The organism is SAR324 cluster bacterium (genome assembly GCA_015232315.1).
In the GTDB taxonomy this organism is placed as follows: Bacteria; SAR324; SAR324; order SAR324; family NAC60-12; genus JADFZZ01.
In genome coordinates, this window is sequence record JADFZZ010000047.1 from 1 (window position 1) to 12,377 (window position 12,377).

General features: G+C 43.7%; 10 protein-coding genes. 3 read left to right on the plus strand and 7 right to left on the minus strand.

Going from position 1 to position 12,377, the window contains the following annotated elements; all coding sequences use genetic code 11:
- Positions 1-157: 157 nt before the first annotated feature.
- The 6 genes from gatB to HQM11_19795 all read right to left on the minus strand — a co-directional run bounded on the left by gatB (position 158) and on the right by HQM11_19795 (position 8,628).
- A complete protein-coding gene (gene gatB / locus HQM11_19770) occupies positions 158-1,585 on the minus strand; it encodes an Asp-tRNA(Asn)/Glu-tRNA(Gln) amidotransferase subunit GatB (GenBank protein MBF0353275.1) in 1,428 nt (475 codons plus the stop codon).
- Between the two features lie 170 nt (positions 1,586-1,755).
- Complete coding sequence (locus HQM11_19775; GenBank protein MBF0353276.1) at positions 1,756-2,424, minus strand: polyhydroxyalkanoate synthesis regulator DNA-binding domain-containing protein; 669 nt, start codon at positions 2,422-2,424, stop codon at positions 1,756-1,758.
- Positions 2,425-2,638: 214 nt separating this feature from the next.
- Positions 2,639-5,230: a DEAD/DEAH box helicase family protein gene (locus HQM11_19780; protein ID MBF0353277.1), complete on the minus strand. Its 2,592-nt coding sequence runs from the start codon at positions 5,228-5,230 to the stop codon at positions 2,639-2,641.
- A complete protein-coding gene (locus HQM11_19785; GenBank protein ID MBF0353278.1) occupies positions 5,227-6,936 on the minus strand; it encodes a site-specific DNA-methyltransferase in 1,710 nt (569 codons plus the stop codon). The genes HQM11_19780 and HQM11_19785 overlap by 4 nt, the downstream gene beginning before the upstream one ends.
- The gene (locus HQM11_19790; protein MBF0353279.1) at positions 6,933-7,751 is read right to left on the minus strand and encodes a KilA-N domain-containing protein; all 819 of its coding nucleotides are present in this window, start codon (positions 7,749-7,751) and stop codon (positions 6,933-6,935) included. Before HQM11_19790 ends, HQM11_19785 begins: the two co-directional genes overlap by 4 nt.
- A 61-nt stretch (positions 7,752-7,812) precedes the next feature.
- Positions 7,813-8,628 (minus strand): sulfotransferase, encoded by an 816-nt coding sequence (locus HQM11_19795; protein ID MBF0353280.1) that lies wholly within the window; start codon positions 8,626-8,628, stop codon positions 7,813-7,815.
- A gap of 108 nt (positions 8,629-8,736) precedes the next feature.
- Between HQM11_19795 and HQM11_19800 the strand changes: the two genes are divergently transcribed.
- A complete protein-coding gene (locus HQM11_19800; protein MBF0353281.1) occupies positions 8,737-9,381 on the plus strand; it encodes an aminodeoxychorismate/anthranilate synthase component II in 645 nt (214 codons plus the stop codon).
- Here the strand turns inward: HQM11_19800 and HQM11_19805 are convergent.
- The gene (locus HQM11_19805; protein ID MBF0353282.1) at positions 9,293-11,914 is read right to left on the minus strand and encodes an AAA family ATPase; all 2,622 of its coding nucleotides are present in this window, start codon (positions 11,912-11,914) and stop codon (positions 9,293-9,295) included. The two genes, HQM11_19800 and HQM11_19805, sit on opposite strands and share 89 nt — an antisense overlap.
- A gap of 81 nt (positions 11,915-11,995) precedes the next feature.
- On the opposite strand from HQM11_19805, the gene HQM11_19810 reads away from it, so the two are divergent.
- Positions 11,996-12,145 carry a hypothetical protein gene (locus HQM11_19810; protein ID MBF0353283.1) on the plus strand — a complete coding sequence of 50 codons (150 nt, stop codon included), beginning with the start codon at positions 11,996-11,998 and terminating at the stop codon, positions 12,143-12,145.
- 31 nt (positions 12,146-12,176) lie between these two features.
- On the plus strand, positions 12,177-12,377 hold the full coding sequence (locus HQM11_19815; GenBank protein MBF0353284.1) for a hypothetical protein: 201 nt from the start codon (positions 12,177-12,179) through the stop codon (positions 12,375-12,377).

The window sequence follows — 12,377 nt, forward strand, 5'->3', positions numbered from 1 at the left end:
GAAAATGTTCCTCTGAATTGGTCAATTTAGAACCAGTTGATGAGCTCTCTTTGGAAAAAGCCGCCTAGCGCATAAACCGTGCCAGTGCTTTAAATTGTCAAAGAAATTTTTTTAGAAAACCCGAGTATTTTCTTTTACAACTTATTCTTTTTTGTCTTTAAAGATCCAGCATCTGCTTGAGCAACTGGTTGACCACTTCCGGGTTGGCTTTGCCTTTGGACGCACGCATGATCTGACCTACAAAAAAGCCGAACACTTTGGTTTTTCCTTCACGATATTGCTGTACCTGATCCGGATTGGCCTCAACAATTTCACGGACCATGTTCAGCACAGCACTTTCATCAGAAATCTGTGACAGTCCCTGTTCCGCAATGATTTTTGAAGGCTGTTTGCCAGACTTCAGCATTTCTTCAAACACGGTTTTCGCGATTTTTCCGCTGATGGTTTTTTCCTGGAGCAACCTGACCAGTTCCGCCAAAAGATCCGGAGTAATGCCAGTGTCTGTGATGGCAACCTTGCGCTCGTTCATCACCCGCATCAATTCACTGGTGATCCAGTTACAAACCAGTTTGGGATCTGCCCCCAGATTGGCAACTGCTTCAAAATAATCAGCGACAGCACGATCATTGACCAACACCTCCGCGTCATAAGCACTCAAGCCATAAGCCTGAATGAACCGTTGCAGTTTGGCCTCAGGCAGTTCCGGCAATTCAGACCGGATCTGCTCAACCCATTCCCGGGTGAAATGCACCACCGGCAAATCCGGATCAGGGAAATAGCGATAATCATGGGCTTCTTCCTTGGATCTCATGCTGTAGGTCTTTTTTTTATCAGCATCCCACAACCGGGTTTCCTGAACAATGGTGTGGCCATCCAGAATGTCGTCGCGCTGGCGTTCAATTTCATAAATGATCGCCTGCTGAACGAAACGGAAGGAATTGATGTTTTTGATTTCTGCCCGGGTTCCGAATTTTTCCTGTCCGACAGGCCGAATTGACACATTGGCGTCACAACGCATGTGCCCTTTTTCCATATCCCCTTCGGAAACACCAAGAGACGTAACCAGCGCATGCATTTTTTCCATATAGGCTTTGGCTTCCTGGGGGGTCCGGATATCCGGTTCGCTCACAATTTCCAGCAAGGGCACACCGGCCCGGTTGAGGTCCACATAACTCCACTCGCCATCTTCATGTAGCAGTTTTCCCGCGTCCTCTTCCATGTGAATCCGGGTGATGCCAATCCGTTTTGTTTGTCCCTCCACCAGAATGTCCAGCCATCCATTTTCACAGATGGGGCGGTCAAACTGGGAAATCTGATAAGCTTTGGGCAGGTCCGGATAAAAATAGTTTTTTCGGGCAAATTGAGAATCCAGACGAATTTCGCAATGTGTGGCCAACCCGAGTTTTATGGCAAATTCCACCACTTTTTGATTGAGAACAGGCAGTACTCCGGGAAGTCCCATGCAGACCGGGCAAACATTCGTGTTGGGCGGCGCACCGAAGCGGGTGGAGCAGGAACAGAAAATTTTGGATTGGGTGGCTAACTGGGTATGAATTTCCAGTCCAATGACGGGTTCAAATTCCATAATATTTTCTCAACAACATGCGGTTGAACATTCGAAAAAAATAGATAGAAAACTTTTCAAAAATCTCACCTGCAGGCATGCGTAGAGACGCGCAAATTGCGCGTCTCTACAGACCTGAAAATGGAGGTAGTTCGTATTAAAACTTTTACCAGTTATTCTTTTACTGTTCCTTATTTATCCTGACGCTCAACATCCTGAATACGTGATTCGAGTTCAGTGATTTTTTGTAACAACAGAGACACCACATCCTGTTCCTCTTTCCCCCCTTTTTTACCGGAGGCTTTTTTTGCGGCTATTGAGTCCGTTTTGGAAGGTGCGGGGGTGCTTTTTTCAATCAGTTTGGCTGGAGTTGGAGCGGTTTCTATTTGATTGGCGACCTCTGTGTCAGGTGCGTTGAATGGATTCAGCAAGTGCATCTTGAGATCCTTGCTTGTGGCGGCCAGCCAGTTTTTAGACGAGATAATCGGTGTGGTCAGTGTCGTAATCTGGCGTTTCATGTTATCCAGCATTTCCAGATAAGAATCGAGAAGCTTGGGGATGAAATTGGTAAAAAACTCACCAAGAAAGCCTTCACGGTTGCGAATCATCTGATGCAGAAATGAAGTCGAAAACAGATAGGGGCCGCTTTGGTCCACAAAAATCTGGGTCAACACATTCTGCGTGATATCCTGATTCGTTTTCGAGTCAATGACCTGCACTTCATACCCTTCTTTGATTTTCCGCACCATATCGTCGAGTGTGACATACTGACTGCTGGAGACATCATACAATCTTCGGTTGGGATATTTTTTGATGACCAGTTTGAATTGATCTTTCATCGCATTCGCTTTTCGGCTCATACTCACCTTGTTTTTCTGATTAACGATAAGGTCCGTTGTTGATGGGGAACACTGAACGTTGATTATGGAAGACAACTAACAATCTAAGGTCTTCATTCCTTATTGCATCTTTACACATGCGCGCTTTTTCTTTTTCAAAAAAACGTGCCCGTCTTTATCCGCTGGAGCCATAGTTCGACAAGCTCACTACGGGTGACGACGCAAGCAGATATTTTTAAAAATGTACTCCTTGTGAAAATATGAATTTCAAGTCTGATGTATTCACAATCGCTGTTTCCGGTATCAGTTTATATTCCCAAGGTTTATCCTTTATTTCGTTTGTGGCGGTCTCAGCCCACTTAATGGAAACTCGTGCTTTTTCTTTCACATCCTCTTTTATGACAGGTTGTAAATCTCGCATTCCTTTGACTTCAATGAGGTATTTTTTATCGACCGTTTCAACCACAAAGTCCGGTGTATAAGAATGTCCTCTATGGTAGATTGGTATTGAACCTTCCGGAGGCCGAACCCATTTTAGGATAGTGCTGTCTTTCTCAAGAATTGCCGCAAAATCTTTTTCAGGGACTGAATCAAAGGGGATTTGAGGGTAAATCGTTTTTTCAAAACCTTCAAACAGGTAGCTTTTTATTTGAGAAGGCTCAATCCTGTCACCGTAATGCAAAATCCCTTTTTCGAGATATACGGTTTTTGAATATTCTTTTGGAAATCGGACAGGATTTTTACTAATTGAAACTTCAATTTCATTTTCTTCGTGTATGTTGGCTTCAATCTGGTTTTGCAAGTCGTTCACTATGGCTTTTCGGTATAAGTGAACTACTTTTTTTAAATCCCGTTCGTTGACATTCATTTTTTCGAGATATAATCTTGCCAAATTAAGAGCGATATCCTTGTCATTTTCTGCGGCAAGCTCATCAATTTCATCAATTAATCTTCCTGCGATAAATTTTACAGGGTCATCCACTGCCATGAGTTCTACTTCGGTTCTTTGGCGTTCAACTCCTGATGCTAAATCATGTTCGATTATTTTTTGCGTGACAAGTTCAAATGGGCCAATATTCACAGTGACATCAAATGTTGAAATATCACTCTTGGGGTATGTATCTAAAAATATTTTTGGCACATCTATGGTCAGCTTCGCATAATTAATCAGAATTTCTTCATATTTTCGCCTGATTTCCTCCGGTTTTATTGGAGGCAATTCTGCTCTGTCTTCGGCGTCAAAAAATGTTGCCCCAATTGCGCTGTCGGTACTCTTTTTATCACCACCGCCAGTTTCTGTTTTCTCTTTTTTGAGTTCATATTCTTTAATATCCAGTTCAACAAGCCTCTCAACGACTTCCGTGATTTTTTCTTTTTGGGTATATTGCGACGCGAACAGGCTTAAATCCAGCTCATGCATACGGTCCAGGAGTTCTTCGGTATCAATATATTTCCGCTGTACTGTCACTGTCTTCCGTGGTTTTGTATCGGTTTCTGATAGTTCCTTGACCCTGAAAAGTGGGCTGTTTTTTGCGGCATCAATCAGTTTGGCATAATTGTCATGGCTGATTATTTCCAATGAATCCAGGTCAGCGTCATCGGTGATGGTGCCAAATGGAAGGCGAAGTCCACGCCCGATTGTCTGTTCGGTCAATATTTCGCTTATGGAGGCTCGTAGCGGAATAATGGTATAAAGATTTTTAACATCCCACCCCTCTTTAAGCATGTTGACATGGATCACAATTTCAACATTGCTGTTTGGACTTTCAACGGATAAAAGCCGTTTGATGTTTTCATCACTTTCAGCACTGCCTTGCGCGGAATGAATTTCAATCACTTTTCCTTTATAGCATCCTTCAAAAAATGATTCTGATTCTACAAGTTGCTTTATTTCACCGGCATGATGAGTGTCTTTGGTTGATATAAGGACAAAAGGTTTAACAACCGGTAAATGATTTGCGGCGCAGTATTCAAGCAAACGACCTTTTTTGATTTCATGGAGGGTCATGCCATCCAGCAGTTTCAGTTTTTCAATTTCTTCCGCGTCGGAAGTGGTGAGATTGCTTCTGGTGACCACTGTTGGCGTTTTAATAAAACGGCCTATTGATTCAGCCAATGTAAATGAGTAAATCACATTGTCTTTTGTCTTAGGTGTGGCTGTAAATTCAAGACCGAGGATTGGCTTTAAATGATTGATGGCTTTTAATGAAGCAGGTGCCCGGTACCGATGACTTTCATCCATCAAAACAACGAGGTCATCCATGTCCCGTAGAACCGCTGAAAAGGAATCTCCCAGTTGTTCGTGAAACCGATGGAACCTGAAGTCAGTATCGCCCCTGCTGAATATTTTCCCAATATTGAAAATGAAGATGTTGGCTTCTCCGTACAGGGTAAACTGGCCGGGATTGAACCGCAAATAATTATCTCCATCCCAGACGGACGGCTGTGAAAAATCCGACAGACCGATGAACATATACTTGGGGTGTGAAGCGAATAACTCCATCCGCAACTTTTCGTAAATGGTAATGTTGGGGGAGAGAATGAAGAAATTTTTGTAACCCTTTGTTTTCCACAGATAATAAATCGAAGCCCCCATAAGCCGTGTCTGACCGACTCCAGTTGCAAGAGCAAAGCAAAACGAAGGAAACTCCGTATCGAATTTTATCTGTTCAGTAGCCTTGCTGTTTGTACTGGCTTTTTCCTCGACTATTTCAATTCCAGTGGTTTTATAATCGAGTCCAGTACTGATCGAATCAAGAGTTTCAAGTGCCTTTTCCTGCGGTTCACGCAAGCTCATGTATTGCTTTATAAGGGTTGGTAAATTCATCTCTTGTCCTCTTCAAAATCACATTTTTCCAGAAGGTTTTTGGGTATCTTTTTTATTTCCACATTATCAGGAAGCCGGAGGTTTCTTGATTTCCTTGTGCAGTAAATGAGCAAGGACTGTTCTTTGCCGATATCTTCTGAAAGTGATTCAAGATAGGCCTGTGTCAGAATACGGGTGGTGACGTGCAAAAAGCGGTTTTCACTGCTGATACCGTGTAATCGGCCATCCTTCCGATAGCGGAAGTTTTCAATTTTGCAGATTGATTTTATCAGCAATATTTCATCGTAGCGTGGATTGATGACATATACAGGTTGGTTGTCTGTTGATAAATCCTTGTCTTTGACAAGAAGTGATTCCGCAAGACGGTAGTATTTAAATCCTCCACCGCCTTTCCAGTTTACTGTTTTGGATATGCCGCCCTGGTCAGTACCGTCAATGACCTTTTGCATCCGGGGAATAATATGAGTATGGCAATGTTCGCCCAACTCGCACAAAATCCATTTCCGGTTCATTTTATGGGCAACTGCCCCGGTGGTTCCTGAGCCAGCAAAGGAATCGAGAACCCAATCATTAGGGCTTGTTGTGAGCTCAAGGATTTTTTTTATTAATGTTTCTGGTTTTTTCCCTTTGGGGAATTGGACACCACCCTCTTTAGTTAAGTTATTTAAAGGAAAACCTTCCCAGTATGTGCCGGTCTTTTCAAATTTAACGAGACGATTCCCTTTTTTCTCTGCAATATCGCTTAACCAAGCAATTAAATCACATTTTTTGCCTTTATAGTATAATGTAACTTCTTTGTTCTTATTTTTTCCTGAACGAGGGACATAATCTATGCTGAAAAAATCAAATTTCTCTTTGGAAACAGCATCCATCACTCTTGTTCTAATCGAACTCTGTGCATTCGTGTCTCTAAATATTTTATTAAAATATCGTTTATAGCATTCCTCTTCAGTAATATTTTCAATTTCAGCTTGTTTCGATATTGGTACTATTTCTACATGTTGGTGGGTATATATTTTGATTGGGCTACCTGAACCATCAGAAATTTGTTTTAGAAAAGTCCTTTCACCAAGTGATAATAAAATCCTTGTGTATTTCCAGCTTTTTCCTTGCTCATTCATCTCTTGAATTACTTCAAATAGATCCTCTTCATCATATACATCATTGAATTTTTCAAAACCATCTTTATTTTTTGCATAAATCAAAATGTATTCTATATTTTTTTTTAATTTCTTGTCTTCACCACCTCCAGAGGCCCCAGCTGTTTGTTTCATTTTTACACTGACTTGGTTAAGAAAATTATTCCGTCCAAAAACCTCGTCAAGCAAAACCTTGCCATACGCTGCTTCGTCATCATTTAATTGGCAAAAAAGTGTTCCATCTGGAGCGAGCAGTCTCCTTAATAACTCAAGACGTTCTCGCATAAGAGAAAGCCAAATCGAATGTTCTAATCCATCATCATAGTGGTCAAACGCTTGTCCTGTGTTATAAGGCGGGTCAATATAGATACATTTAATTTCCCCAATAAAATCCTGCTCCAAAGCCTTGAGTGAAAGCAGGTTATCCCCAAAAATCAGCATGTTCTCGCTTTTAGGGGCGCCATAGCTTTTTTCCGGGTCTTCTACCAGAACACGAGGTTCAAGTTTAATCCGTTCCTCTTTACCGACCCAGGTGAGTTCCAGTTTTTGTTTTTTCCCGTTATTCATGGAGCAATCCCTATTTTTTTAATCGACTTGTTTTCTATCAAAACCCGCATTTGCTCAATGGCAATTCTGTTCAACTGCTGTAACCGTGTTTCAGCGGGTATCTTCTGTTTGATCAGTTCGGAGTTGTAACTTTCAAGATTGGACAGCACGACAAGTTGTTCCAGTGTGGCATTATCCCGAATATTACCTTTGAGTTCAGGATTTTCGGTTCGCCATTCCTGGGCTGTTTTCCCGAAAAGGGCGAGGTTCAGGAGGTCCGCTTCATCCGCGTAAATGAAATTTTTGATGTTGCTGGAAATATTTTCCGGGATGAGATGTGCTTTTACGGCATCGGTATGGATCGCATAATTAACTTTGGCAAGTGTGCGGGAAACATTCCATTCCAGTTTTTTCTGTTGAACTTCTTCTTGTTTGAGTCGCTGGAATTCTTTGATTAAATAAATTTTGAACTCAGGGCTGATCCACATGCCAAATTCAAAAGCGATATCTTTATGCGCGTAGGTACCGCCATATCTGCCGGCTTTTGCCACCAGGCCAATAGCTTTTGTTTTTGAGGCCCACTCTTTTGCACTGATTTTATAGCTGTTTAAACCAGCTTGATTTCTAATTATGGCATATTCGCCATAATTAAAATCAGGATTATAAACACTCTCCCATATCCCCAAAAACTCTATTGTATTTCTATTTCTCAGCCAATCCGAGATAAAAAAGTCGCCATCTTTTGCCTTCAGCATATCCGTAAGCGAAATATAATCTTCATGATTGATGTTAATAATGGAAACTTCCGTTTCTTGTACAAGGATTTTTTTTGCCATATTCCTTACCCTCGTTATGAATCAGCATCATTGATTAATGAAAACCCTCTGAATATTCGCCCTAAAGGTAACGGTACCGTGACAGAGTGTCCTTGATTCGGCTTTCCACTTCACGAACCAATGCGGGGTCGGATTCTTTATATTGCGCGACCTTGCTGGTATCAATTTTTGTATCCAGATAGGTTTTGCAACTGTCTGTCATCGGCAGTTGTAAAAACTCACACAAATTACTGATGGTTTCATGAGGGTACATGCAGAGGTCTTCAAAACGCATGTCCATAACTTGCTGAGGCTTGATAAATTCACGGAACTGATCAAAATTATCCACTTGATAGGCCCATGACATCCCGGCTTGTATATGGTGAGGTTCTTCAAGAGCGTTGATGGATGACAGCAGTTTTTTCCCAAGTTTGCGTGTGGGGTCATCGGTCAGGTGATTTTTAAATGCGATATCCCGTCCGTCACGCACCAGATGAAGGTAGCGGGCATGAGGAAAAGTTCGGGCGACATAGGGTGAAATCAGATAGGTTTCCGGAAATTTCCACCCCCATAATTCTCCGGGGGAACCCAGTTCTTCATGATAGCGCATTACGGCTTTCTGAAAGAAAATCAAATCACGTTCCACGACATTGACAGGATCAACCCTCAGGTAATTAGTCACTGCCAGTTTTTTTATTTTTTGAGTGAAGGTCTGATTGTCAGCGTCTCCGGTAGCAAGTCCTTCTGTGGTTCCCAGTCTCAAGCCCAGGTGACTGCACGCGAAAGAAATCACCCGGGTTCCGGAATGGCCCCGACTCATGATGATAACAGGTTTCAATTCCTGTAAAAAAGCCTGGCGGTCTTTGATTTTTTTTTCACTTTCCCATAAATTCAACATGAAGCGTCTGTCCAGGAAAAACTGTGGTGTGATCAGCCATCGCAGAAAATGATGCTGAAACGGTGGTTTAATTTTAAAAACTCGAATCAAAATATAAAGATGTGGAACATGATTCAAGCCGATTGTGCGAACACCCGGAATATAAACCGTGTGGTGGTTGTCGATAATTATGATTCCTTCACCTACAACCTGGTGCAGGCGTTTGGAATTCTGCGGGCGGAAGTGCGTGTTGTGTTGAATGACAAGACCTCTCTCAGTGAACTGGAAGCAATGGAACCTACCCACGTTTGCATTTCGCCAGGTCCGGGAACTCCGGCTCAATCTGGTATTTCAAAAGCGGTGATTGAGCATTTCAAGGACAAAATCCCTGTGCTGGGCGTTTGTCTGGGACATCAATGTATCATTGAACTTTTTGGAGGAAAGGTGATTTCCGCACCGAAGATCATGCACGGAAAAGCATCGCCGGTGTTTCATCAGGGAAAATTACTGTTTGAAAATCTGCCGAATCCGATGATGGCGATGCGTTATCATTCCCTGATTGGCTGTTATTCTTCGTTGCCCGCATGTCTGATTCCAGAAGCCTGGACTGCTGAACAGGAGTTGATGGCCGTCCGGCATCGGGAATTTCAGGTGTTTGGCATCCAGTTTCATCCTGAATCCATCCTTACCCCGGAAGGTCCTCAAATTTTGGAACGTTTTTTGTCCATTCATCCACCAGAAACAGGAGTTTTCCATGATCGACCTCGATTTTAACCAGATGATTGGCACTCAGACTGCCTTCCAGAATTTTCCCGGCAAGCACGTCCTGAATTTCACGCTGGATCAACCGTTTGAGCGGACGGGCCCCAAACGCCGCATCATAACCTTTTTGCGCCAGATACAATTCCGCATGTTCACTCAGCCACAGACGGATACGCTGGCCCATCAAGCGCTGTTCCAGTTTGTACATCTGCAATTTACAGATCTGGCGAATATGCGATAACGCCAGGGGTTTGAAGACAATAATTTCATCCAGCCGATTTAAAAATTCAGGACGGAAATTCGCCAGCAGCACATTCCGCACCATCAGGCTCACATCCTGTTCCGGATGCTCCTGGATCACTTCATGTCCGAGATTGGTGGTGAGAATGATGATGGTATTTTTGAAATCGGTGATACGCCCCTGGGAATCAGTCAATCTGCCATTGTCCAGAATCTGAAGGAACAGATTGAAGACATCCGGATGCGCTTTTTCAATTTCATCAAACAGCAACACCGCATACGGACGTTGGCGAATGGCCTCCGTAAGAAGTCCGCCCTCTTCGAAGCCGACATATCCCGGAGGCGCGCCAATCAACCGGGTGACCGAATGTTTTTCCATATATTCGGACATATCAAACCGGATGAGAGACTTGTGATCATCAAACAAAAATTCCGCGAGAGCATAGGCCAGTTCTGTTTTTCCAATGCCGGAACTTCCCAGAAAAATGAATGAACCAATGGGGCGTTCGGGGTCCTGAACACCGGCTCTGGTTCGCCGGATGGCATGGGCTACACTGTTGATGGCTTCTGACTGTCCAACCACTTTTTCTGCCAGGCGTTGTTCCATGTGAAGGAGTTTCTGTTTTTCATTTTCCAGCATTTTGACAATGGGGATGCCTGTCCATTGTGAAACAACCAGGGCAATGTCTTCTTCATCCACTTCTTCTTTCAGCATCCGTTCCCTGCCGCTCCGGTCGAGAAACAGGGCAGATTCACGCAATTGATGTTCCAGATCATTCAGGGTTTCATAGCGTAGTTTTGCCGCCAGTTCCAGATCGCCCTGACGTTGGGCTTCCTGTTCTTCGATCCTGGTTTTTTCAATACGTTCCTTCAATGCTGAAACCTCTCTGAGCTGAGTCCGTTCTGTCTGCCAACGCTCTTTCATCTTCTGGCAGGTATCTCGCAGGTCAGTCAATTGATGCTGAAGTTGTTTCAACCGTGCGCGTGAAGCGGCGTCATCCTCACGACGCAGAACGGTCCGTTCAATTTCAAGTTGAGTGATTTTGCGTTCAATCTGGTCAATTTCGGTTGGCATGGAATCAATCTGGATGCGCAAATTGGAGGCGGCTTCATCAATCAGGTCAACGGCCTTGTCGGGTAGAAAGCGCTCGGTCACATAACGTTGAGACAGGATGGCTGCGGCAATGAGTGCTGAATCCTTGATACGAACACCATGATGCACTTCATAACGGCTTTTCAAGCCACGTAAAATGGCAATGGTGGAATCGACACTTGGTTCAGCGACATTGATTTGCTGAAAACGCCTTACCAGCGCGGCATCTTTTTCCACATATTTTTTAAATTCCTTGATCGTCGTGGCCCCGATACAACGCAATTGTCCACGAGCGAGTGCCGGTTTGAGCATGTTGGCCGCGTCCATGTGTCCTTCAGAGCCTCCAGCACCGACCAGCAAATGGATTTCATCAATGAACAGAATAATTTCTCCGGCCGCGGCTTCAATTTCACGCAGAAGCTGTTTGACGCGATTCTCAAACTCACCTCTCAGGTTGGTTCCCGCTACCAAGGCGCCCAGATCCAGACTGTAAAGTGATTTACCTTTCAGGGTTTCAGGCAGATCTCCTGAAACAATACGATTGGCAAGGCACTCCACAATGGCGGTTTTGCCGACACCAGGTTCACCAATCAGGATGGGGTTATTTTTGGTTCTCCGGGAAAGAATCTGGATCACCCGACGAACTTCCTCATCACGTCCAATGACAGGATCCAGTTTGTTTTTCCTGGCCAGATCAATCATGTCGGCGCAATACCGTTCCAACACCTGTTTTTCTGAGCCATGAGACTGCATGGCTGACGTTTCCTGTTGGGTGAGGTTTGCCAGCAAACTTTTGAACTGGTCATAGGAAACATGATGGCGCTCAAATATTTCATAAACCAGACCTGACTTTTGAAGCAACAGACTCAGTAGCATGTGTTCGGTATTGGTATACGTCTCCGAAAAAAGCGACGCTTCTTTTTCCGCACGCAAGATCACACCATGCAATTCCCTGGAAATATATGCCTGGGTCACCGGGGTGGAAAGGTTCTGGCGGGACTTGGTCCAGTTTTCAATTTCCAGAATTGTTTCAGACACGGGAATATTTAATTTTTCCAGATATGCCGACGCCATACTTTCGGTTTGAGTCAGCAGACAATAGAGAAAATGCTCGGGTGATACTTTGCTGTACCCATGTTCCACCGCGTATTGCTGTGATTTAAGAAGTGCTTCCTGAACATTGGGGGAAAAGTGGTCTAGCGAAATACTCATGGCTGGTTCTCAAAATGTGGTTGCTGCGTGGTATGGCTTTTGCTTTTTATAAGAAAACTTTTTAATCATGGGAGATTGCTTATGAATTCCGTCGTCGAAACAACAACCGTGAACACCTGGTCTCAATTGATTCAGGTTTTTATTAAATCTTCAGACTATCACGAACATCGCATCCTCGGGTTAGCTGTGTTTGCCCTGTTTTTTTTGATGGGCATGCTACTGTGGGGATGATTCCGAAAAATCACTTTAATATGGAACATACATGGAAACATTGTCTTTCTACGCTAAATCACCAGTCATTCTCAATACGCAGAACAACGAAGAGCCTGAAAAAACCGGGTTTATAAAAAAATTGATGCACCGTCACCGCAGAATTGAATTATCGCCTGCGGAAATCGCCATCAACCGTCTGCATGCTGACCTTGCCCGAACCCGTCAACAGGTGTTATCCGCTAACTCCTGA

What these genes read in the sequence shown, in the direction of transcription:
- HQM11_19815 (MBF0353284.1), top strand. Translation starts at nt 12,177, where the DNA reads ATGGAAACATTGTCTTTCTACGCTAAATCACCAGTCATTCTCAATACG.
- HQM11_19810 (MBF0353283.1), top strand. Translation starts at nt 11,996, where the DNA reads ATGAATTCCGTCGTCGAAACAACAACCGTGAACACCTGGTCTCAATTG.
- HQM11_19795 (MBF0353280.1), bottom strand. Translation starts at nt 8,628, where the DNA reads ATGTTGAATTTATGGGAAAGTGAAAAAAAAATCAAAGACCGCCAGGCT.
- HQM11_19790 (MBF0353279.1), bottom strand. Translation starts at nt 7,751, where the DNA reads ATGGCAAAAAAAATCCTTGTACAAGAAACGGAAGTTTCCATTATTAAC.
- gatB (MBF0353275.1), bottom strand. Translation starts at nt 1,585, where the DNA reads ATGGAATTTGAACCCGTCATTGGACTGGAAATTCATACCCAGTTAGCC.
- HQM11_19800 (MBF0353281.1), top strand. Translation starts at nt 8,737, where the DNA reads ATGATTCAAGCCGATTGTGCGAACACCCGGAATATAAACCGTGTGGTG.
- HQM11_19805 (MBF0353282.1), bottom strand. Translation starts at nt 11,914, where the DNA reads ATGAGTATTTCGCTAGACCACTTTTCCCCCAATGTTCAGGAAGCACTT.
- HQM11_19785 (MBF0353278.1), bottom strand. Translation starts at nt 6,936, where the DNA reads ATGAATAACGGGAAAAAACAAAAACTGGAACTCACCTGGGTCGGTAAA.
- HQM11_19780 (MBF0353277.1), bottom strand. Translation starts at nt 5,230, where the DNA reads ATGAATTTACCAACCCTTATAAAGCAATACATGAGCTTGCGTGAACCG.
- HQM11_19775 (MBF0353276.1), bottom strand. Translation starts at nt 2,424, where the DNA reads ATGAGCCGAAAAGCGAATGCGATGAAAGATCAATTCAAACTGGTCATC.